Origin of the sequence: Paenibacillus sp. JNUCC-31 (assembly GCF_014844075.1) — a bacterium.
Taxonomy (GTDB): domain Bacteria; phylum Bacillota; class Bacilli; order Paenibacillales; family Paenibacillaceae; genus Paenibacillus.
Genome location: NZ_CP062165.1, coordinates 255527 through 280073, shown reverse-complemented (window position 1 = coordinate 280073; position 24547 = coordinate 255527). Strand labels below are relative to the sequence as shown.

The window sequence follows — 24547 nt, the reverse complement described above, 5'->3', positions numbered from 1 at the left end:
TGGTGCTTCCGGCGAGGGGAGCGGAATATTGGGACGGTCGCTGCACGCACAACCCCCATATCGTCAAGCACAACAACAAATATTTGCTTTATTATACGGGTTCGACCCATCCGTTAAGCGATCCAGAGCCGCCCGGGAATTTCGGGTTAACTGATCCTCAATGCATCGTGGCGCGGGCAAACAAACGGGTAGGTCTGGCTATAGCGGACAGCGTTTTTGGCCCGTGGCGCAGAGCGGACGAACCGATATTGCCAACACGTCCCGGCCGATTCGATAGCTTTCTGACCTCCAATCCGGCTCCGTGTGTCCGGAAGGACGGTTCCGTGCTGCTGATCTATAAAGCACGTCACTACGAAGGCAACCTGCATAGCGGCATGACGATTGGCGTTGCGTATGCCGATCACTACGAGGGGCTGTACCGGGTGCTGAGTGACGAGCCGGTGTTCCCTCCAGATTCGTTCCATATCGAAGACCCTTTCATCTGGCAAACAAACGAAGGATACAATATGATCGCCAAAGATATGGAAGGGCATCTATGCGGAGAAAAATACGGCGGCATCTACGCCGAGTCGCCGGACGGGCTGAAATGGAGCTTGCATGGGCAGCCGCAAGGCTATTCCCGGACGGTGTGTTGGGATGACGGTACGGTGCAGACGCTGGGCAATCTGGAGCGGCCGTTCCTGTTGTTCCAGAACGGCAAGCCGACTCATTTGTTCGCGGCCGTCTCGGACGGCAGTGATGGTTTTAAGGACGCTTCCGATACGTGGAACATGGTTATACCATTAAAGCAATGATTTAATTCGAGTCGTATTGCTTATCATATTACTGAGAACCAACATGCCGCCAACAAGCTGCGAATTTGATACGCCAAGCCTCTTTTGATCTAAAAATGGCCGGTTTCCTGGATGATAAGGATACCGGCCTCTTATTACTTTTTACCAAGCTCGGTATATACGCGTACATCCTCGCTTGTTGAATGGATTATTACTTCGATGGTGTTTCAGTTTTGTGCTCAATAATTTGTAATACTTTTGGTTCAACAGCTTTTAACATTTCTTCATTTGAACGATTGCTTTTTGGAACATCGCCATTTTTCTCACCTTGAATCTGTCCGTCAGCCTGCGTTTTTGCAATGACGTCAATCACTTGTTGTTTTGAGACATTTCTAGATGCTGCAATCTCCACAACAGATTTACCCTCTGCTAATTCTTGTTTTAATTCTGTCGGGCTGATTTTAAGTAAAGCAAACAGTTTTTCATCATTTAGATAGGCATCGGCAAAATAATCCGGTTTACCATTTGTAGAGAAGAAACCTTCTACCTTCATGTTTGAAGATGTAGTCTCACCTCCGATCAGAGAAACACTGATTGAATTGCCCTGAACAACTACCTGGTAGAACGGTGTTGTTGATCCCTTTGTGCTGTAATTCAATACAAGCGTTTTTTGATTCGGGTTCTCCATTTCCTCCATAGTAAACTCGTACTTTTCGATGTTACCATACAATTTATCAATGAGAGCATTTACCTTCGACATGATTTCCTGATCGGTTAAAGCAGTGAGCGGTTTCTCCTTAGGCTCCCAATTCTCTTGAATCACGTGTTCAATCGCACCGGTAATACCGTTTGTATGAAGTGTAATCTTTTTGCCGGTTCCTCCCTTTTCCTGTAGGATGATGCTTGTTTGAGCACCTTGAACGTTGCTTGCATCGATGATCTCAAACCCTTTTGTTTCGGGAAATGCGTTATACAGCTTCTCAAGTGCTGCTTTGCCAACCTCATCCGTCTTGACTTGTTCAGCAGTCATTGGTGTTCTGGTAAGTATATCAATCAAGGTAGGTGCCGCAAATGCTGCGCTTGGAATCAAAATCGCAACAGCAACAATTCCACCAATCAATCGTTTTTTCATGGGTTTTCCGCTCCTTTTGCGTTGCAAATATTGAGAATAGGATTGTTCTATTCGATTGGAAATGGCCGGTGGGCACTCCAACGTTTCGGCTTCTTTGTGCAGATGTTCACGGATTTTGCGTTCAATAGTCATTGATCTTTTCCATCCTTTCTGGGGGGAGATTCCATATGTTTTTTCGAAGCGCCTGCAGGCCAGCATGATATCTCGACTTGACTGTACCCAATGGAATATCGAGCAATGTCGCGATTTCCTCAAGCGTATAGTCATGAAAAAACCGGAGGATAATCACCGTTCGCTGTTTGTCGGTCAGTTTCTTAATGGCCTGCGATATCATGTCGTTCGTCCCATCCATCAACACCGCAGGTTGATCCCAATGAGGTTCTTCCCGAGAGAAGGAACGGATGCGTTCAAAAATTCGGAATCTCCGCCAGCTTTTGACCCGAAATCTCTACACTTGACGGATCACCAGGCCGTGCAACCAGAAGTGGAAAGGTCTACTCGTATCGTAGTTGGCCAGTGAGGTCCACATTTGCATATAAATCTCATTCATGACATCTTCCCGATCCTGCTGATGATCCACCAGAAAGGTGACGGTCCGATAGACGTCCTGATAAGTGGCATCATACATCGTATGAAACGCCTGTTGATCACCATCCTTCATTTTTGTGAGTAATTGGTACATATATTCACTTTCCATTCAGAGGGCCCTCCTGAGTAAGCAGCTTACACACGATATTGTCTCTCTATCGGAAAAAGGTTCGGTTTTCTTTTTATTTTTTTTGCAAACCCAGCTCTAATTCATGGTAAGGTCCTTTCTTATTGCAAGGATTCTTAATAGTAATGGTGTATCCATTTTACATTGCATTGTTATAGTACTCTTTGAATACTAATTTCACTAAGGAGTGAAGGAAAAGTAATGAAAGCCAAAGTACTACAAAAGACAATAGTAATTATATCAATGGTAACGTTGCTAGGAGGAAGCTTGCATACAGGTATTGGTCAAAATAATTATATCTATGCAGCAGATGAAACTGCGCCATCCGTTATGGTTGAAGATTTTGAAGATGGAATTTCCGATGTGAAATTTAATCCTAAACGTATGTATGATGCGACACTGCACCTGGAAGACAATAAGAAGCATGTAAGAAATGGACAATATTCGGCTAGAATTGATTACGATATGATTGGCATCGTAGATAACCCCTCTCAAATTGAAGTAGGGTATAAAACAGGGAATATCCCGGTAACAGGTTACCCTACTAAAGTAGGCATGTGGGTGTATGGGAACAAGGAAGGGCATTTGCTAACAACCAAATTTAGAGATCAAGGCGGATCTTCTTTCCAGGCTGAATTTTATGATGAAAATCAAACCGGTATAGACTGGTCTGGTTGGAAATATATCGAGGCGGATGTTCCGCAGGGTAAACCAGGTCCGATTGTCCTTGAATTGTTTTTCCAATTGAAACAATCAAATATGAGCAAAAAAAATAAGGGCTCTATTTGGATAGATGATATTACCTTCATCTATGAGGAAATGGATGAGGATAAAGACGTTCCAAATATTAAACCTATAGCCCCCGTTGAGAATGAAGAATTAAATGCTCCACTTGATGAATTAAAGGTTGAGCTGACCGATAACGGATCAGGTTTGGATTTGGATACGTTATCTGTTCTTTTGGATGGCACGGATATTACGGATGAAGTGCACTATTCTCCAGATACAAATGTATTAACCTATCCAGGGAAAGATGTGGATGGCGGTTATCATGAGCTTGTTATTGAAGTGAAGGATAAGGTTGGTAACCCGGCAGGGAAAACATTCACTTTTACAATGAATGCAGGCGAACGGTTGTTCATGACTGCTGAGAAAGAAGCAATAAGTAATGAAATCTACCCTGTTCAAGTCAGTATCAGAGATTACTTGAATGCAGAAGGGGCGAAATTCACACTAAATTATGATGCAAATACCCTTCAAGTTGAAAGTATAACTCAAGCGGCTGGGGTTGCCCTAACTTCAGATATTGATAATGAGCACGGAAATGTTCAGGTAGCACTTGATAATGTATCAGCAGCAGCTCATGATGTCGTTACCGTTAACTTCAGAGTGAGCTCTCATGCCGTGTTAGAGCGCGGTGAAGAGTACAAAACCATTACGATGAGTAATTCGAGTCTAACAGCGGGTGATGTTCAGACAAGCTCACCACTGGCTGCACCTGTTCACTATACAATCGCATTTCCATATCAGCTGGAAATGACGGGAGTTGGTTTGGGCACGACTTCTACATTTACAGTGTTAGATCGAGAGGGCAAACCGGTTGAAGATGCGGATATTGTTTTCACCGGATTATTAAAGCAAAGCTCAGTTGTTACAGTTAAAACTGTAACGTCTAATGTATATGAGGATGATAATATGTCCTCTAATGTATTAATGGTCGCAAAAGCTGGTGAACGTTACTACGCTTCAGCAGAAGCTGAGGATGGATTATTCGAGGTTATTCTCGCAGATGGTCGAACAACGGGCTTTATCTCTGAAGCTGATGTTAGCAGTCAGTTATTGAACAGCAGCCTTGGTAAAACAGATACTAAAGGACAATTAACGACAGACCTGACTACATTGGCACTAGGAACCTATCAGGTTCAAGCTGTCAACGGTGATCAGAACAGTAAGGTTGTCCATTATGAAGTCGTGGAGCAATACGGTACGGATGAACCTCAATATGTTCAAACCTATGTTGCAGAAGATATGTCTTCACAACTGAGCGCTGCCTGGCAAACAAATCCGGACCAAACCTTTACTTATCTTCAATACATCGAAGCAAGTGAATGGGGAACAGGGGAAAGCCCTGATGTCACTCATGTAAAACAGCATCCAGCTGAGAGTGAACTTCAAGTGCTTAGTATGAAGGAAAATGGAACGAAGGGTGAAATCCGGTTTCATAATGCTCTGATTGAAGGCTTGAAAGCAGATACTACTTACAAATATCGTGTAGGCTATGAGGGCAATTGGTCGGAGTGGCATGAATATTCTACTGTAGATCAGAACAAATCAACACCGACCTCATTCTTGTTTATTACGGATTCTCATACGAATCAATTACAAGGACAACAAATTTATCAAGAATTAATGACTAACGCTTTGACACACTATCCATCTACACAGTTTATTATGCATGGTGGAGATATGGTTGATGCAGGTGGCGCATTTGAAGAATGGCAAAAGTTCTGGCAAGCTTCGTCGGTCTATGCAACGACCATTCCAACTGCTCTAACATTGGGTAATCATGATGTAAAGAGTGAAGGGAAAGATGTATTTGCCAAAGGTGCGAATTTCCCGGAGAACGGGCCGGAATCCCAGATGCAATATGCGTACTCTTATGAGGTCGATGATACTCATTTTGTCGTATTGAACTCAGAAGGTACAGAGGAACAAATGGTTGATCAAGCTGCATGGTTGAAGGAAGATCTGGATCAGAATGATAAAAAATGGACTATTGCTATGTTCCACCGTCCTGCCTACCATACAGAAAATGGCCGGGAATCCCTTGTTGAGTATACACAAACGTATTTTGCCCCTATATTAGAAGAGAAAAAAGTTGATTTGATCCTGGTTGGTCATGATCATGTATATGCGCGCACTTATCCAATGCTGGATGGAAAGCCGAATAAAGCTACAAATAAGGGTACGGTATATCTGGATGGCGGTGCTTCAGGCTGGAAATTCTATGATGGCACTAAATATAATTATTTGAATTATATCTTTGATGAAGACGTTCCCGTATATTCTGCTATTGAAATCACCGAGGATGAGATTCGTGTGGAGGCACGTACGAGTGCGGGCACTGTAATCGATGGCTTTTCTGTTGTAAAAACAACGGAAACCGAACCGTCAACACCGACACCAACACCAACACCAACACCAACACCAACACCAACACCAACACCAACACCAACACCAACACCAACACCAACACCAACACCAACACCAACACCAACACCAACACCAACACCAACACCAACACCAACACCAACACCAACACCAACACCAACACCAACACCAACACCAACACCAACACCAACACCAACACCAACACCAACACCAACACCAACACCAACACCAACACCAACACCAACACCAACTCCGACGCCTTCGAAGCCTGTCTTCAACGACAAGGTAGATGTAGACGCAGTGAAGGCTATTGTGGAAAAAGAGAAATCTGCTCCCGCTGTAAGATTTACGGATGTTCCAGCATCTTTGTGGAGTGCTTCCGTAGTGGAACGTGCCGCTAAGATGGGTATTGTAACGGGTTATCGTGATGGTTCTTACCGTCCCAATGAAAAGGTAACTCGCGCCGAGTTCGCCACGATGCTTGCAAAAGCTTTTGGTGTAACGGATTCAGTCGGTTCTTCCTTCTCTGACACGCAAGGGCATTGGGCTTCAGAAGCGATTGCAGCATTACAGTCTAAAGGGATAATCAAGGGTTATGGTGATGGGGCTTTCCATCCTAATCAAGAGATCTCCCGCGCTGAGATCGTTGTCATGCTTTCTCGGCTGACGAACTATGTTCCCAGCGCATCCAATCCATTTTCGGATGTAGTTACGAACTGGGCTTCTGAACAAATCAATGCTTTCGCGAATGCAGGTATTGTAAGTGGTAAAGGCAACGGATTGTTCAAACCGAATGATTCTGCTTCCCGTGCTGAATCCGTTGCGATGATTATTCGCTTGTTGGATAAACTGCTTGCACCATAACAAAATAGAGAACGTCACACGTCGTAAATCGATATGTAGACGCAGGGGACTGATTAATTCAGTCTCTTTTTGTGTTGATTTAGATGATCGTCTGTATAGAACAAAAATAAAACGACTTTTCATTGAAGTAACGGACCGAATAGTTCCATTATGTGGTATTATTTGGATTGAAGATAAAGCTCTACGGAGGACGTACAAAATATGTAGGAAAGGGTGTAATTATGAAATTAAATCATCTGAACCTAACAGTTACTGATGTTCCAGCTGCTCGCGAGTTTTTAGAGACTTATTTTGGTATGAAATGTGAAGGTACGAGAGGAAACGCATTTGCAGTTATGTTTGATGATGAAGGCTTTATTCTCACTCTAATGAAGGGTAAAAACGTACTCTATCCAGTGACTTTTCATATCGGATTTCCCCAACCGACCGAACAAGAGGTTGACAGGATATATAGTCTTTTGAAAGACAATGGCTTCGAAGTAGACGCACCTAAGCATGCACACGGTTATACTTTTTATGTTGAAGCCCCTGGTGGATTTACTGTTGAAGTCTTGTGTTAATCTCCAGATGTGAGTGATTTTCACCATCAATTACTAATCGTATGGAAAAGAATCTAGATTGACGATATACTAGCTATAACTGTTTTTTGTTGAGGTGAATTTCAAATGAATGAAGTCGATGAATCAAAACAATTTGTATTACAAATCGGTGGTGCCTTGAAAAGGTATAGAAAAGAAAAAAACATGAGCTTAGATGACTTAGCCGAATTAACGGACGTAAGCAAACTTACTCTTGGGAATATCGAACGTGGCGAGACCAATCCAACTTTGGCGATTATATGGAAAATTTCAAAAGGCATATCTTTACCGCTATTGGCTTTGTTCAAATCAGAAGCCCCTGTTAGTTTGTATCGAGCAGGCGAAGGACTGCGATTTTCTAATGATCAAAAAAATTGGATCATTGAACCAGTCTTTAAAAGCAATGATATTGAAATGTGTCGGGCTTACTTACAGCCAAATAGCTCGTATTACCCTGAAGGTCATCATGTGAATACAACAGAAATTGCGACAGTAATGACTGGTTCCATTGAAATTCAAGTCAATGAAGAGATTTACACATTGAATCAATATGATACGATCAGTTTTCGTGCAGATTGTCCTCACTCTTATACCAATCATACGAATAGCGAAACCGTGCTCCATATCTCCTTAAAGTATGGTTTCTAAAAATCGAAAATTCCACTTATGCTACAACTCCGAATTCCATGACGGGAATTCAGAGTTGTATTTTTGTTTTTAGACGATTTTAATTATATTATAAATTACTTATTGTAAAAAATAATATACTATAATATACTTTTGTTGTCCGCGCGGATGTTATTGATCGTTTTTTCAATCAGCAAGAAACAAACAATACGTATGAATTCAGAAAGGAGCATTGAAGAATGCCGAACAAACAAAGTAAAAAAGCCATACCATCCTCTTTAGGGTTTATCATTCTCGGCATTATTGTTATTGCAGCTAATTTACGTACTCCCTTAACCTCGGTTGGGCCTTTAGTGAGTCTCATAAGGGATGACGTTCAAATTTCAAATACATTAGCAGGCCTCATAACAACGCTACCCTTGCTTGCCTTTGCTTTATTATCACCTCTAGTACCAAAATTAGGACGAAAATATGGGGTTGAACGCCTCATTTTGATTGCACTAATATTTCTGACTGTTGGTATTGTAATACGTTCTTTATCTGGCGCAGCTAATCTGTATATAGGGACTGCAATTCTTGGATTCGCAATTGCCGTATGTAATGTATTATTGCCAAGTATAATCAAAAGGGATTTCCCAAATAAAATTGGTTCCATGACAGGTCTTTACTCCATTTCAATGAGTTTATGTGGAGCAATCGCATCAGGAATCAGTGTACCGCTAGCCGTGAACGCAGGTCTAAAATGGCAGGGAGCATTGGGCATATGGGGGATTCTAAGCTTCGTATCGATCCTCTGTTGGTTACCCCAATTAAGAAATCAAACGAACCAAACAGCAACGACGAGTCAACAGAAGGCCAGCAACGATGTGAATGTTTGGCGATCCCCTCTTGCCTGGCAAGTAACCTTGTTTATGGGTATACAATCCATGGTTTTCTATGTGTTGATCGCATGGTTGCCCGAAATTTTAAAGCAGCAAGGAATTGACTCCAGCCAATCAGGATGGTACCTCTCGCTCATGCAGTTAGCCATGCTTCCATTTACCTTTCTGGTCCCCGTTATTGCTGGGCGTATGTCTAGCCAACGTTTGTTAGTGGTCATCACAACCACTTTGCTTTTAACTGGGACGCTCGGACTTCTTTACGGAAGTTCCAATATCATATTGTTGTGGATCATCATACTCGGAATTGGTGGAGGCTTCGCCTTTAGTTTGTCCATGATGTTTTTTGGATTACGTACTGAAAATGCGCATCAAGCAGCCGAACTATCTGGCATGGCGCAATCGATCGGATATCTTCTTGCCGCAGTCGGTCCTGCCCTTATAGGATATCTGCATGATGCGACTAATAGTTGGAAACTGCCACTTTTCATTCTGCTTGGCGCTTCGGTCTTACTCTTTTTAGTCGGTATAGGAGCAGCAAGAAACCGTTTTGTAGGTAGCCGGGATAAATACGAGCTGCACGGAAAGGACGATAAATATGTTTGACAACATTATTGTGGCCATTGATCAAGCGGAAATAACGGACAAAATGCTCGATGCAACCGTTGAAATAGTCCGAAACAAACAAACCCAAGTTACCTTGATTAATGTCAGCCAGGAATATGTATCGAATGGCATGACATATGTACCGGAAAATTTCTTGGAAGAAATGTTGAACGAAATGGAGAAAGCGAGTTTGGAACTATTACAACAAGCCAAATCCAAATTAGAATCTGCGGGGATTAACCCGAAAACAGTTCATCTTAAGGGAAACCCTGCACATGAAATATTAAAATATGCAAGGGATACTGACCAGCAACTCATTATTATTGGAAGTCGTGGACTAAGTGGCATAAAAGAAATGATGCTTGGAAGTGTCAGCCACAAGGTTTCACAGCTATCAAACTGCCCAGTCCTCATTGTGCATTAACTCTTTCGGGAACTGCATAGATGATGGATGATTACACTAACGGGGAACACTAGTTGAATCAATAGTTTAAAACCTCCTACCTGAAGCAAAAGTATAATTATGCTCTAGTAGGGGGTTTTATTATGTCGAAGGACAAGAACATGGTCCGATTACTGATTAGGCATATATCTAATCCATTTTGCCCGAATTGCAGATTTATTTATACATAGCATGTGAGAGTGATATTATTCTAAACTAGATTGGCAGGGCTGCTGGGCGGATGGACAAATTTTAACCAAGAACAAGGTTGAGTACTGGATCTATGATGTTAATTAGCCAAAGATATTGTAGAATTAGGTGCAGCTTTATGTGATAAGAGTTTGAAGAACCCTATTACGTCGAAAATAATTTTTCACCAAGTGATGCGTCTGTAAGCCTGAACAGATTGTGGTCAAGGCTAGCGTCATTAGGCGAAGTTTGGCAATAAGGGGGTTTACCATGATAGGGGAAGGCGATGCTGATATCACCACATAAATAATTTTACTTTTATTGTTAACCATACAGGTGAAGAGATTGGCATTTTGAAAGAACAATATTCCGTGTGTAAAAAATCATTTATAGAGCGGATTAAATTGAAGGGGGACATCTGTTTTGGATGAGCAGTTTCTAGATTTATTGGCCGAGAAATATGATACGGAAGAAAAAGTCATAACAGAGATCATCAACCTTGAAGCGATCTCCAATCTTCCCAAGGGAACTGAGCATTATGTCAGTGATTTGCATGGGGAGTTTCATGCTTTTCAGCATGTACTAAGAAATGGTTCGGGTAATGTAAAGGAGAAAATCAAGGATTTATTTCGTGAGGTTTGGACAGATGATGAAATCAATGATTTTGCGGCTTTAGTTTATTATCCGGAAGAAAAAATACAGCTGGTTAAAGCAGACCTGTGCAATAAAAAAGCCTTAAACCGGTGGCATAGACAAACGATTGAACAAATGCTTAAGCTCGTTTCTTATGCCTCTTCCAAATATACGCGCTCGAAATTGCGTAAAGCTCTGCCGGAGCAGTTTATATATGTTGTAGAAGAGCTTCTATACAAAACGGATTCGACCAACAATAAGGATCCTTATTATGAGGTAATATACCGGCAAATTATCTCCTTGGGTCAGGCGGACAAGCTCATTATCGGTCTTGCTTATACGATCCAGCGCCTAGTGGTTGACCATCTTCATGTGGTTGGAGATATCTATGACCGGGGGCCGGACCCCGATAAAATTATGGACACGCTCATCAACTATCATTCTGTGGACATTCAGTGGGGGAACCATGATGTCCTGTGGATCGGCGCCTATGCGGGTTCTCTGGTCTGCCTTGCGAATATTATCCGGATCGGCGCCAGATACGACAATCTGGACATCATCGAAGACGTATACGGAATCAATCTTCGCCCACTGCTAAACTTGGCGGAGAAATATTATGATGACAATCCGGCCTTCAGACCCAAGCTGCAGTCCGACCATAACGGTTCAGAGCAGGAAATCCTGCAGATTACCAAAATTCATCAAGCTATTGCCATGATCCAGTTCAAGCTTGAAATCCCGATTATCAAGAGACGCCCATACTTCAATATGTCTGAAAGACTTTTGCTTGAGCAGATTGATTACAACAACAATGAAATCAAAATCGGCGGAAAAACGTACCCGCTGGAAAACACCTGTTTCAGAGCCGTAAATCGACAGCAGCCTGAACAATTGCTGGAGGAAGAACAGGAGGTGATGGAAAAGCTGCTGTTTTCCGTGCAGCATTCCGAAAAGCTGGCCAAACATATGAATTTTCTTATGAAAAAGGGCAGCCTTTATTTAAAATACAACGGGAATTTGTTAATTCACGGCTGTATTCCTTTGGATGAAAAAGGAAACATGGAAGAAATGCAGATTGAAGACAAGACATATTCGGGCCGTCAGCTGCTCGATGTTTTTGAATATTACTTACGTTACTCCTTTGCGCACCCGGAAGAGACAGATGATCTAGCGACAGATATGGTATGGTACATCTGGACAGGGGAATGTTCCTCGCTCTTTGGAAAGAGAGAAATGACCACCTTTGAACGGTACTTTATCCAGGATAAAGAAACCCATAAGGAGAGAAAGAACCCTTACTACTATTTACGTGAAAATGAGGAGATCTGCCGGAAAATCCTGCTGGAGTTTGAGTTGAATCCGGATCATGGACATATCATTAACGGTCACACGCCAGTTAAAGAAATTCGTGGAGAGAGCCCCATTAAAGCCAACGGGAAAATGGTTGTCATTGACGGCGGTTTTTCCAAAGCCTATCAATCCACAACGGGCATCGCCGGATATACGTTGTTGTTTAATTCCTTTGGCATGCAGCTCGTCGCCCATCAGAAATTTAATTCAAAAGAAGATGTCTTATGCAACGGAACGGACGTATTGTCTGCAAAAAGACTGGTGGATAAAGAACTGGAACGGAAGCTGGTGAGGGAAACCAATGTTGGGGAGAAGCTGCTGCAGAAAATCTCAAATTTGAAGGACCTCCTGGAATATCGCTACATGAAATAAAAAAATACTAAAAGTACAAAAAGCCCCCCTCCCGAGGGAGGGGGGCTTTTAAGTTCTGCGTCCGCAGTACGAATGGAAAAGCCGGCTAATCTATGTTCAGAATTTGTTGAGACAAATATGCTAACATAACGTTTAGCGCATTGAGCTTGAAGCTAAGAAATAATTTTTTTAAAGCTTTGATCATCTACTATGAGGGAGAGGGTAATCAAATCAAACCTAAAACATGAAGATTACCCAACTCAAAATTACCAAGTGGAGTTCAGAATAATGAATTCATAATGAGATCCCTTGCTTCGCCTGATTTTGTTATTTGAAGGGACCATTAGATCACAATTAAAACGATGTGAATTTATTTACTATAGGAGATAAAAGATAAGATGGAGAGAAAGATAAGAAATTCCGTAAAGGCATTAATAATTCAAGATGGAAAAATGTTAGCGATTAAGATAGATGATGATGGTGATGCTTTTTATATAATGCCTGGTGGAAGCCAAAATGCAGGGGAGACATTAACCGCAGCTGTTAAGCGTGAAGCTTTAGAAGAACTTGGAGTAGATATCGTTCCTAAATCATTGGAATTTGTAATTGAAGGTGTATACGGTGAAGCATTTCATCGTGTAGATTTTGTCTTTTTGTGCGAACACACAGAACCAATTGATAATTCTACTTTGCGTGGCGTCAAACATCAGGTGAGGTACGAATGGCTTGATATTGAAAATCTTATCGAACAACCGTTATTTCCCTCGAAATTACGAAAGCAAATTGTGCAATTATTCAAAGGAGACAAAAAAGAGATGTATTTAGGAAACGAGGAACCTGGTAATCCGGAATTTTTTTGATGGATAAAATTGTTACTAACGTTAAATGAGCAGTCTGTAGAGTTAACAGTTGCTCATTTTTATGCTGAGCTCTCTGGCCAATCAGCAAAGGCGTGCTCAGTTTTTGTATATGTGCTTCAGATAATATAAATGCTAAAACGATTTGTCTAATAACAAAGGAGTTATTACATGAAGAAGATATATTCTTTACTCATTTTCCTAGGTGTTTCCTTTATCATTTACCCTTTTTTACAGGAAAAGTATTATGACTGGCAACAAGTCAAGGTTATGGATGATTTAGAGATGCTTCAATCAGATTTGACTAAAGTCAATCACACCTTTGAGAAAGCTAATCAGAATCCTATCTCCATGGAATCCGAAATAGAGGATGCAGACGTGCAGCAGGATGTTTCTCCGGGTGCTGTTGGAATCATTGAAATTGATAAGATTGATATTCGTTTACCGATCCTGGAAGATGCAACGGCAGATAATATGAAGGTAACTGCAGCGCATCTCGTGGAAACGTCACCCATTGGTGAGGAAGGTAACGCGGCAATAGCAGCTCATCGGGCACATAAAAAAGGGCGTTTATTTAACCGCTTGGGCGAGCTTGAGATTGGGGACCAAATTGAAGTAACTCTGACAGACCAATCAAAAACCGTATACGTCGTGGATAAGATATCTGTCGTAGAACCAACGGATTTATCCGTACTTGAAGACCCGCATCTGGGAAAGGTACTTACATTAATTACATGTGATCCCCTTATTAATCCGACACATCGGTTAATTGTGAGGGCGGTCATAGATAAAGAAAATACTAAAGTGTGATGGAATGTGAAATTTCATTAAAAACACCACTGGTATTTCACAGGGGGGATCAGAGATCCCCATGTGATACTCGAGGCCACTGAAAAAGTCTCCTGAAGGTAATACCGAAGGCGAAGAGTTTAACGGTGAATTTGAAACGAATATTGAAGCTCATGGACAGTAAAAAGAAGGAGCCACATGTAATTAAAATGTACCCTATAAGATGGACACTTTAAAAAGGTCATCTTATAGGGTCTTTTTTGTGTACAATGAATAAAAAACGAGCGGTGGTCAAAGTGGATGTCTAAAAAGTTATTTACAACTCAAGAGCAAGCTCAGTTAAGAACAAATCCCTATGTGAAAAATGTCAGTGCTAAAGCCATTACATATACGGATGCTTTTAAAGAACGATTTATTCAAGAGTATAATCAAGGTAAGTTTCCAAGTGAGATTTTTCAGGAGGCGGGCTTTGCCATTGACGTTTTGGGGGCAACCCGGATTCGAAAGGCTTCCAATCGATGGCGTGCGGCTTTTCAGGAACAAGGACCTGCAGGATTAACAGACGCTAGAAAACACGCCTCAGGACGTCCTCTGACCCGCGAATTAAGTCTCGAAGAAAAATATGCCCGTTTAGAAGCGAAAATGAAATGGCTTGAAGCGGAGAATGAATTCTTAAAAAAGCTCGATCAACTCGAAAGGCAGATGAGAAAAAAGAAATTCAATTAAGTACGTGGCAAAAATTCGAACTGATTCAACAGATGATGAGGGCATACCCTCTCCAGCGAAAGGTGCATGTTCTATGTGAAATCGCCGGGGTCTCACGTTCGGGCTACTATCGATATCGTAGTGAAAATGCTCAATTACATCGTCAAAAACAGGAACAAAACGATGAAAACGTCAAAGCGATTCTTCTGAAAGCCTACCGTTACCGGGGAAGGAAGAAGGGAGCTCGTCAAATCAAAATGACGCTGGAGAACCAATATGGAGTTACATACAACCTCAAGCGTATCCGTCGAGTCATGCAAACATACATACAAGTTGCCTGTTACCTGTATGATATACTCTTGTATGTATGTTACCATATCTACTTAACGATTTCAAGTTCACTCATACTTTGAGTTTACCTTCCCCTTTCCCAGCTCATCATACTGAAATGATTAAGGGAAAGAATGTTGGAGTGTACCCTATCCAGTCAGTAATGAGGTACAATCCAACATTACCACTATAAGGTAACTAATGCAAACAAAAAACTTATTTGGTCTTCATTTTAGATATCCCTACCCTAATGAGGTATATCACAAAATAACATATCAATACATTGAGCGTGTAAAGGAGCATCTGAAACGATACATGTTTGCTTAATACATCCCCATCAAAAAAACCAAGCCCCGAAGGTAAATTAGAGCCGTAAAAATAAAAAAAATAAAGGGGCAATCCTAATTTGTATGTGTAGCCATCAGTTGACGTATAGATCGGTAAAAAAATTGATAAAAGTGGAATTAGTAAACTAATTATCAAAGGGATTATTACAGACTTGTTGACACTCCATTTTTTCTCATTGATCTTTTCCGAATTCAAATTACCACTCCTTTCTATGGAATATAAAACAATTATATACATTTTATTTCCTAAGTATGGCAAAAATAAATTGTATATGGTAAAATATATTATATCACATTTGAAAGGATTGATAAAAATTATTAAGAAATTGAAATTTTTCCCTGTCGCCCTAAGTTTCGCACTCTTATTGGTTACCTTTCAGCCCACCGCAATGGCTAAGGCTGATATCCTGAATGATCCTCAATTGGACGTTCTATCCTCCAAATACGATGTTGAATTCGTACCTTATGACAGCATCAAATCAAAAATTCAATCAAACAGCGTACAGTCCTTGGATAAATCATCTTCATCTGAAATCCCCGAATCTTTGAAATTTAAAGATATGGAGGAATATGAATCTTTCTTAGCTCAGTTGAGAAGCGACATTGATTCTCAAAACAGCGATGCCAACACAGATGTATCTGTTGATGTTCCCGATCAAGCTCAAGCATCATCGGATGCAGTTACAATGGCGGCGGCATTAGCAGACGTAGAGGATTCGTATACCATTTCATGGTTCGCTCCATTCACTGCATGGGGGTTTGGCGGTGCTACCGCTACTAAGAACATCTCTGTACAGTACAGTTATAAATACGTAAATAACTGGCCTCAATATACAGGCGTAAGTAAAATCGGATCGCACTTAGGTGGTTTAAACTTGATTTCTTGGGAACAAACATCAGCAAGCAAGACGTATTCCCAAAAGTGTGCTCCAAAAGATAAAGCAAACTTTAAAGTCAACGGGTACTTTTTATTAGGAGCCGAAGTAGCTGGTTTTCCGATAGGGGCAAAAGTTAATGATACGTGGGAAGGTTCATTAACACTTAAACCATCAGATAGGGATTGTTTCTGATATGAATTAAAAAAAGAGGTGTCCGCATAATAAAATGTACCCTATAAGATGGACACTTTAAAAAGGTCATCTTATAGGGTCTTTTTTGTGTACAATGAATAAAAAACGAGCGGTGGTCAAAGTGGATGTCTAAAAAGTTATTTACAACTCAAGAGCAAGCTCAGTTAAGAACAAATCCCTATGTGAAAAATGTCAGTGCTAAAGCCATTACATATACGGATGCTTTTAAAGAACGATTTATTCAAGAGTATAATCAAGGTAAGTTTCCAAGTGAGATTTTTCAGGAGGCGGGCTTTGCCATTGACGTTTTGGGGGCAACCCGGATTCGAAAGGCTTCCAATCGATGGCGTGCGGCTTTTCAGGAACAAGGACCTGCAGGATTAACAGACGCTAGAAAACACGCCTCAGGACGTCCTCTGACCCGCGAATTAAGTCTCGAAGAAAAATATGCCCGTTTAGAAGCGAAAATGAAATGGCTTGAAGCGGAGAATGAATTCTTAAAAAAGCTCGATCAACTCGAAAGGCAGATGAGAAAAAAGAAATTCAATTAAGTACGTGGCAAAAATTCGAACTGATTCAACAGATGATGAGGGCATACCCTCTCCAGCGAAAGGTGCATGTTCTATGTGAAATCGCCGGGGTCTCACGTTCGGGCTACTATCGATATCGTAGTGAAAATGCTCAATTACATCGTCAAAAACAGGAACAAAACGATGAAAACGTCAAAGCGATTCTTCTGAAAGCCTACCGTTACCGGGGAAGGAAGAAGGGAGCTCGTCAAATCAAAATGACGCTGGAGAACCAATATGGAGTTACATACAACCTCAAGCGTATCCGTCGAGTCATGCAAAAGTACAACATCGTTTGTCCGATTCGAAAAGCCAATCCTGCACGACGTATGGCCAAAGCCACTCAAGAGCATCGAACCTGTCCCAACACGTTAAAGCGAGCCTTTAAGCCAGGGGTCGCCGGTCAAGTTCTCTTAACCGACATCACGTATTTAACCTATGGGAAAAACAAGCGGGCCTATCTGTCCACGATAAAAGACGCCGAAACGAATGAAATTTTAGCCTATGAAGTCTCTGCTTCACTTGGTTTGGACATTGCGATCGACACGTTGAAACAACTCAAGAAACATCGCCATCTCACCTCGGATGCCTTGATTCATTCGGATCAAGGATTTCACTACACCAATCCGAAGTTCCAAAAGCTTGTGAAAGAAATGGGGCTAAGTCAATCCATGTCACGTAGAGGAAACTGTTGGGATAACGCTCCACAAGAATCATTCTTTGGGCATTTTAAAGATGAAACGAATTTCAAAACGTGTATGACTTTGGAAGAAGTTACGCAAGAAGTGAAAAGCTACATGATCTATTACAATCATTATCGAGGTCAATGGAACTTAAAGAAGCTGCCGCCTGCGCGTTACAGGCAGCAGCTTGAGGTGGCCTAACCTTTTTTTAATTGTCCTTTACAAGGGGTACATTTTAAATCATGCTCGCTCCTTCTTTTTATACTGTTCTTATGGGTTCGGTACGATAAATGAAACCGTAGTTCCTTCATCAGGTATACTTTGAATCGTTAAGCCTTGTCCATAAATTTTTTTAAGGCGTCGATCCGTATTCGTTAATCCCACACCGGATGTCCCAGCTTTTTTCTTGCCATCTAATAGGGAAGACAGCTTTGTCTCATCCATACCGACTCCGTTATCATGTATAATGAACTTGATGTAATCCTCTTCTTTCGAAGCCGATAGGGTTAGCTTTCCTCCACTTGTACGGTTCAATATTCCGTGACGAATTGCATTTTCTACGATAGGCTGGATGGTTAGTGGCGGAAGTTTTGCATCCAAATGATCAGGCAGATTCCATTCCACTTCCAATCGTTCTCCAAACCGTTCCTTTTCGATATATAAGTATGCTCGTAGTAAGTCAAGTTCATGGGACAGGGGTACCAGACGTTCTAAATTCTTCGAATTAAAACTTCCCTTTAAGTAGTCACCAAATGCTTCAAGCATTGTAATCATGCGATCTGGATCTAATAGACTAAGCGAAGCAATGGAATTGATTGTATTAAACAAAAAGTGAGGCTGAATCTGAGCTTGGAGCCATGCAGCTTCCATGCGTAATTGCTCGTCAACGGATTGTTTAAAATGGATTAATGCGCGAATTCTTGACTGTAGCTCTACCATTTCAACCGGTTTTGTTAAATAATCATTAGCACCCGCAAGAAAGCCAGTATGAATATCTTCTGGTCTGATTCTTGCCGTCAATAGCAGTACAGGCAGCTCGAAAATAGTAAATTTCTTACGTATCATTTCAGTAAGCTCGTAACCGGACATTTCCGGCATCATGACATCCGTTACAACCAGATCCCACTGTTTATGGCTAATTTGTTTAAGGGCCTTCTGAGCACTATTTACGGCGGTTACCTCATAATTGTCCAGCTCCAGCAATGACTTTATAACCTTCAAATTGATGGCATCATCATCAACTAAAAGGATAGCCCCCGTGACATTATCTACCTTATATCTATTCTCTGAAGAAACAGCTGCTTCCATATTTACGTTCATCGCGTTTTGTACGAACTGAACAGAATGCCCCGCTATCACTTCACCGTTCTTTAAACCTTTTATAGCTGGTATGGCCTCTGCAAGAGGTAGGGAAAATGTGAAGACAGATCCTTGTCCAAGCACAGATTTAAGCTCCAATGTTCCGCCATGAAGTTCTACTAATTTTTTGCATATGCTGAGTCCAAGACCTAAGCCGCTACCTTGAGAAGTTATGCTGGAATCAGCTTGTTCATATGGGGAGAATATTTTTTGTTGCATTTCTTCGTTAATCCCAATTCCCGTATCCATAATATGGACATAAACAGCTTCATTCTGGGTCTCCGCACGAAGGGAAACACTGCCTTCCTTCGTATATTTCAAAGCATTGTGAACTAAGTTGAACATAACTTGGGTAAGTCGGTTTTCATCAGCTGCAACGTTAGGCAATGAATCATGAATCTCGTTCTGTAGCTTCACGTTCTTATTCACCGTCATATAGTTCAGCATATGGACTACTCCCTTTGCCACTGCAGGTAAAGAGACACTTGTTGTATCTAGCGTAATCCGGCCTTCTTTAAGAAGGGTAATATCAATCAAGTCATTGAGCAGATGTGACATACGTTGCCCAACTTTAGTAATTAGCATCAAATCTTCATGATCAGGTGCATCTAGCTTACTACTCCTCCGAATAATAATCGATTGAGCCATATTAATGATCGCATGGAGCGGGTTCCGAAGCTCATGTGACGTATTAGCGAGAAACTCATCTTTTTGTTTGTCCACTTTTTTGAGCTCTTCCGCTTGTTTTTCAGCACGTATTGCAGTTTTAGTGAAGCGCACAAACCAAAAGGAGGCAAAAACAACAAAAGCTACAATAAGATCAATAGGGTAATAAGGCAGATCTTTATCAAACCAAGACTTAAATAATCCGCTGAATACCATATTGAACGAAACGGCAATTCCGGCTAGTAGGATAGAAATAGCTGCTTCTTGACCTGTCCTGACGGCCTGTCTAGAAATAATAGGTACAAGTAAGATAGCTGAGATCATAAAAACACCTAGAATCTTAGACGTGTAATCCAGCCAACCTATAGGAAAGAAAAGCGTAGTCGTTGCATATGAGTAAAAGAAAATAGAAAAAATAAAAATCAGTTTCTTAAAACTATGTACAGTCAGCAGGTGATTTGTACACAATACTAGACAGTATGAAAGGGCGGAGTATCCAATAATTCTCATGCGTATTGCCCATTCAAAATTAATCGGGAACCACTGAAGCAGCATTCTGTCATCATCCATTAACGTAGCAATCAAGGCAAATAGAATAATTCCGGCAAAATAAAAGATCTCTTTCTGTCGGTGACCGACGAAAAGCAGGATAACGATATATAACATATGAAGCAGCAGAATAATGCAGACTAGCAATTGCATATTCTCGCTAAAATGTTTTTCATTCACAACAGAATATGGAGTTCCAAACTTTATGGATTGAATAATTCCACCTTCGTTATGATAGTGAAAATTACTGACATGAATGACTATATCCATTGTGGACTGCTCCACTGTAAAGTTACCTGTATAGGGTACAACCTTGGAGATCGTTCCAATCGAAGTTTCATCAGGATGGCCTGATTCATATAAAAGGCTTCCATTAATATATAAGCGATAAGCAGTCTTTATTTCAGGAATATGAATGCCATAGGACGTATTTGATGTAGGCAAAAGTACGCGAAGTCGATAAGTTCCGAAATGGGACTCTGGACTCGTATCATTAAAAGTACCAGGAACCTTTGTTGAATTCGCAACATGTAATGTGTCATTAAAGGATGTGCTGGAAGGCATGAAGGTATCCGGGTAAAAGTCCCATTGCCCGCTCAGTGTGACCGTCTGTTGATCATCAAATTTCCAGTGAGATAAATCAAGTTCTCCCTGAATTGCATGGGGCTGACTGGGAGAGGAGAACTCCGTATACCATACCAGCCTCATACTGATTAAAGCTAATAAGTAAATGAGGATAAGCCAAGCCATCCTGTGTTTTGATATGTTTTTCTTAATATGAAAGAATGATGGCAACGTTAACAATCCTTTTTTATACTTTATAGTGGGGTTTATAAAAATGCTGATTTTAAGGGAAGTTGTTTCTTTTTCCATTCCTTAACCCATAGTTGAATATCGTTTCCTGGAGGAATATCGTATTCCTCTTTTAGTTGTGTCGTAAGTTCTTGGTAACACTCCAGAGTTTTTTGTGGTTCGCTCATCTTGTCATACAGCTTCATTAAGGCAAATGAAGACTTTTCCTCCATTGGATATAGATGGCGTATTTGTAAATATGATGCCAAAGCATCGTTAAATCTCTGCTGATCCTCATACCACTGGCCTAAGCGTAAAGCCGTATTTAACCATAATTGTTTAAGTCTTTGCCTTTCTCCCTCGGCCCACCAATAATCGTATTCCTGCAAATAATCACCTGTATAGCTGCTCATCTTCTCAAGATAAAGCTCTAAATTCTCTGAAATATCAATAGTCTGTGAAGAGTCATCCCATACTGCTACGTCCAAAATAATATTATCTAGCTCCAACAGATAACCTTCATTTGCACTCTTTATCTGAAATCTTTTTTCATAGGGGGTAAGACTTTTACGAATATGGTAAATCGTTGTATACAGTTGTGAGTATGCCTTGTTTAAATCTATATTGCTCCATAGTAAGTCCACGATAAATGATTTACGAACTAGCTGTCCTCTGTGCTGAAGTAGATACAGGAAAAGTTCCTGTGCTCTGGATGTTCTCCATTGCATTAACGAAAATTGACCAGGTGATTGTGGCTCCTCTATCATGACTTGTCTGAACATTGTCATCCTAAGGGGTGGATGTGGGTCAGGGTTATTAAAACTGACTCTGTTCTTGCTCAATATCCGATTCATCGTTTTGGACAACCGATCAAAACGGACCGGTTTTACAATGTAATCCATGGCGTTTAATTCGAAGGCTTCCACAGCGTACTCTTGATAGGCTGTAACAAATACCACCATCAGACCAGGATGATCCTCCAACAATCGTTCTGCTAGTTCAATACCATTTATCTCAGGTAACTCAATATCAATAAACGCGATATCCACTTTAGTATGTTTTACTATAGCCATGGCATCATAGGGGTTTGTGAATTTACCAATAATTTCAAGACTAAAGTTATCCATCTTCATTAATTGAAGCTCCAAATAAGACAACGCTAAAAGTTCATCGTCAATAAGAATAGCTTTCATATATAAATACTCCTTGTATAGAGTTTATTTAGCTATATCAATTTTATCACGGATGTTGAAAAATGGAATATAAACTCGAAATATGAAGTTCCGTTAACCCCATATAGTTGATCGTTTTTGATGGATTTCATTATCATAAGCCATGGTTGATTCTGAAAATCATCCAACAAGCCACCATTTTAAAGAAAGTATTAGAATTTCGAAGTGAGGGTAAGGATTACAAATGGATTGAACTTGGTGGTAAACAGTGTTACTCTAAAAGTCTATGTTCGACAATACAGTCACCATTTTAGTTGTAAAGAAAGGTAACACTATGATAAAAGTTGAAAACTTATCCTTTTCATTTCCGCAAAAAGAACTATATAAAAACATTTCATTTACGTTTGAAGAGGGCCAACATTGCGCTTTTATCGGAACGAGTGGCAGTGGGAAAAGTACGTTGATCGATATACTGTTGGACCCGGAAAGATATTTGTTCGAGGGGAAGTTAGAGATAGACCCGGATTGCAGAATCGGGTATGTCAGTCAGTTCTCGCAAGTTGACAAAACGAAAGAAATGACCGTCTTTGAATATATCGGAGAAGAATTTATTAAGATACAAGATAAAATCACATCGATTTATGCTGAAATGGAAACCACATCGGATATGGATTCGTTGCTGGAAAAAGTTCAATTCGCTCTAGACGCATTCGATTCGATGGATGGAGATAATTTCGAAAACACCATTAATAAGCAACTAAACCTGGCCAACCTCATGAAGCTCAAAGATCTTAGTATATCCGACGTGAGTGGTGGGGAATTCAAACTTATTCAAGTGATGAAGGAAATGCTTAATCGTCCAGACTTAATGATTATGGACGAACCCGATGTATTTTTGGACTTTGAAAACCTAAATGCGCTTAAAAAGCTGATTAATTCCCACAAGGGCATGCTGCTGGTGGTTACGCACAACCGATATCTGTTGAATCATTGTTTTAACAAAATTATACACCTTGAAAACACGGAGATCCAAGAGTTTGATGGGCGATATATTGATTACAATTTCTCGCTGCTTCAGACTAAGATCGAGCTACAAGAAATCGCAGTTGCTGAAGCTGAAGAAATTGAGAGATACGATCATATCATCGACAATCTTAGAGAGATCGCCACGTATAATTCGGAAGCCTCCAGAGGCAGAGCGTTAAAAGCCAGAGTCAAGTTCCAAGAGAGATTGGAAGCACGTCGAATAAAAGAGCCGTTTGTCGATATCAAGCAGCCGAATATCAGTTTTGGTATCGATAAGGAAATGGAAGAGACCGTTGTGGTTGACGTCAATCATTATAGCGTTGCCTTTGATGAGTTGCTTTTAGACAATGTTAACTTTGAGATAAAATCGACAGATAAAGTAGCCATTATCGGTCCAAACGGTACCGGGAAAACGACTTTACTCCGAGAAATCTTTAAAAATAATCATGCTTCAATTGAAATCAATCCCGATGTCAAAGTGGCTTATTTATCACAGGTTCAAGGTGAAATGCTAAAGGATTCCAATACAATACTAAACGACTTCATTGATGCCGGGTTTGAAACGTACGATGAGATTAGATCGTACCTTTCAAACTATGGCTTTGAAGGAGAAATCCTTACTCAAAAGATAGAATCTTTATCGGGTGGAGAAAAAAACATGCTTCAATTGGCTAAAGTGTCTGCCAGTAAAGCAAACGTATTGCTTCTGGATGAACCGACAAGCCATTTAGATACCTATACACAAATAGCACTGGAGAAAGCCATTGAGGACTATAAAGGTGCGATTCTCATGATTTCGCATGATTTCTATTCTGTTGTAAATGGGATGGATTATGTTTTAATCATTGACGATAAGACGATTAGAAAAATGAGTATGCCAGAATTTAGAGAGATGATTTATGCGAGTCATTTTAACAAAGACTATTTAGAAACGGAACAAAAGAAAAAATCAGTTGAAATGAAAATTGAATTGGCTTTAAAAGATACTAATTTTGAACTTGCAAAGCTATTGGTTGATGAGCTAGAAGAGCTAATTAAGTTGCTTTAAATTACAACTCTCTGATTGAAATGATTACAGTGACAGTGAATAGGGCCCTACATTGGTCTGTACGGAAGCGATCAAGCAGATCCTAATTTTATAGAAGCATTGAACCAGAATGGCCATCATCAGAATTGTTCATTAGTCGATTTCGATTGGTTTGATTATGAAGAATTAGAAGACAGCGCAAGTTCAATTGATATTTATAGTAAAAACATAATTTAAAAGCGAACTAAAAAATGTTGGTCTGATAAAGATCAACATTTTTTGGGTTGCAAGCTTTAT

At 40.6% G+C, this 24547-nt stretch carries 17 protein-coding genes and 1 pseudogene; 14 read left to right on the top strand and 4 right to left on the bottom strand.

Going from position 1 to position 24547, the window contains the following annotated elements; all coding sequences use genetic code 11:
• The first annotated feature begins 167 nt into the window (after positions 1-167).
• The gene (locus JNUCC31_RS33050) at positions 168-794 is read left to right on the top strand and encodes a glycoside hydrolase family protein (RefSeq protein WP_228469425.1); all 627 of its coding nucleotides are present in this window, start codon (positions 168-170) and stop codon (positions 792-794) included.
• 190 nt (positions 795-984) lie between these two features.
• On the opposite strand, the gene JNUCC31_RS01070 is transcribed toward JNUCC31_RS33050, so the two are convergent.
• Positions 985-2037 carry a hypothetical protein gene (locus JNUCC31_RS01070; RefSeq protein ID WP_192267745.1) on the bottom strand — a complete coding sequence of 351 codons (1053 nt, stop codon included), beginning with the start codon at positions 2035-2037 and terminating at the stop codon, positions 985-987.
• Positions 2027-2602: pseudogene (locus JNUCC31_RS01065) on the bottom strand (sigma-70 family RNA polymerase sigma factor). The gene JNUCC31_RS01070 and the pseudogene JNUCC31_RS01065 overlap by 11 nt, the downstream one beginning before the upstream one ends.
• Before the next feature lie 285 nt (positions 2603-2887).
• On the opposite strand from JNUCC31_RS01065, the gene JNUCC31_RS01060 reads away from it, so the two are divergent.
• From JNUCC31_RS01060 to JNUCC31_RS01005, 12 genes are all read left to right on the top strand, one after another.
• Positions 2888-6655, top strand: coding sequence for an S-layer homology domain-containing protein (locus tag JNUCC31_RS01060; RefSeq protein ID WP_192267743.1), 3768 nt, complete (start codon positions 2888-2890; stop codon positions 6653-6655).
• Between the two features lie 221 nt (positions 6656-6876).
• On the top strand, positions 6877-7215 hold the full coding sequence (locus tag JNUCC31_RS01055; protein ID WP_062323243.1) for a VOC family protein: 339 nt from the start codon (positions 6877-6879) through the stop codon (positions 7213-7215).
• Positions 7216-7320: 105 nt separating this feature from the next.
• On the top strand, positions 7321-7881 hold the full coding sequence (locus JNUCC31_RS01050; RefSeq protein ID WP_192267741.1) for a helix-turn-helix domain-containing protein: 561 nt from the start codon (positions 7321-7323) through the stop codon (positions 7879-7881).
• 218 nt (positions 7882-8099) lie between these two features.
• Positions 8100-9344, top strand: coding sequence for a CynX/NimT family MFS transporter (locus JNUCC31_RS01045; protein ID WP_192267739.1), 1245 nt, complete (start codon positions 8100-8102; stop codon positions 9342-9344).
• Complete coding sequence (locus JNUCC31_RS01040) at positions 9337-9768, top strand: universal stress protein (protein WP_192267737.1); 432 nt, start codon at positions 9337-9339, stop codon at positions 9766-9768. Before JNUCC31_RS01045 ends, JNUCC31_RS01040 begins: the two co-directional genes overlap by 8 nt.
• Before the next feature lie 630 nt (positions 9769-10398).
• On the top strand, positions 10399-12330 hold the full coding sequence (locus JNUCC31_RS01035; RefSeq protein WP_192267735.1) for a fructose-1,6-bisphosphatase: 1932 nt from the start codon (positions 10399-10401) through the stop codon (positions 12328-12330).
• A 377-nt stretch (positions 12331-12707) separates the two neighbouring features.
• Entirely contained in the window at positions 12708-13169 is a 462-nt protein-coding gene (locus tag JNUCC31_RS01030) for an NUDIX domain-containing protein (RefSeq protein WP_192267733.1), read from the top strand.
• A 168-nt stretch (positions 13170-13337) separates the two neighbouring features.
• Complete coding sequence (locus tag JNUCC31_RS01025) at positions 13338-13976, top strand: class D sortase (protein ID WP_192267731.1); 639 nt, start codon at positions 13338-13340, stop codon at positions 13974-13976.
• Between the two features lie 279 nt (positions 13977-14255).
• Entirely contained in the window at positions 14256-14681 is a 426-nt protein-coding gene (locus tag JNUCC31_RS01020) for an HTH domain-containing protein (RefSeq protein ID WP_192267729.1), read from the top strand.
• Between the two features lie 32 nt (positions 14682-14713).
• The gene (locus JNUCC31_RS34015; RefSeq protein WP_192267727.1) at positions 14714-15073 is read left to right on the top strand and encodes an IS3 family transposase; all 360 of its coding nucleotides are present in this window, start codon (positions 14714-14716) and stop codon (positions 15071-15073) included.
• Between the two features lie 476 nt (positions 15074-15549).
• Positions 15550-16407 (top strand): hypothetical protein, encoded by an 858-nt coding sequence (locus JNUCC31_RS01010; RefSeq protein ID WP_228469422.1) that lies wholly within the window; start codon positions 15550-15552, stop codon positions 16405-16407.
• 125 nt (positions 16408-16532) lie between these two features.
• A protein-coding gene (locus JNUCC31_RS01005; protein ID WP_416234357.1) for an IS3 family transposase occupies positions 16533-17860 on the top strand; the annotation gives its coding sequence in 2 pieces (ribosomal slippage) (positions 16533-16902 and positions 16902-17860; 1329 coding nt in all).
• Positions 17861-17929: 69 nt separating this feature from the next.
• On the opposite strand, the gene JNUCC31_RS01000 is transcribed toward JNUCC31_RS01005, so the two are convergent.
• Both JNUCC31_RS01000 and JNUCC31_RS00995 read right to left on the bottom strand, forming a co-directional pair.
• Positions 17930-21106: a hybrid sensor histidine kinase/response regulator gene (locus tag JNUCC31_RS01000; protein ID WP_228469418.1), complete on the bottom strand. Its 3177-nt coding sequence runs from the start codon at positions 21104-21106 to the stop codon at positions 17930-17932.
• On the bottom strand, positions 21064-22218 hold the full coding sequence (locus JNUCC31_RS00995; RefSeq protein WP_192267723.1) for a response regulator: 1155 nt from the start codon (positions 22216-22218) through the stop codon (positions 21064-21066). The genes JNUCC31_RS01000 and JNUCC31_RS00995 overlap by 43 nt, the downstream gene beginning before the upstream one ends.
• Before the next feature lie 313 nt (positions 22219-22531).
• Between JNUCC31_RS00995 and JNUCC31_RS00990 the strand changes: the two genes are divergently transcribed.
• A complete protein-coding gene (locus JNUCC31_RS00990) occupies positions 22532-24271 on the top strand; it encodes an ABC-F family ATP-binding cassette domain-containing protein (protein ID WP_192267721.1) in 1740 nt (579 codons plus the stop codon).
• Positions 24272-24547: the final 276 nt, after the last annotated feature.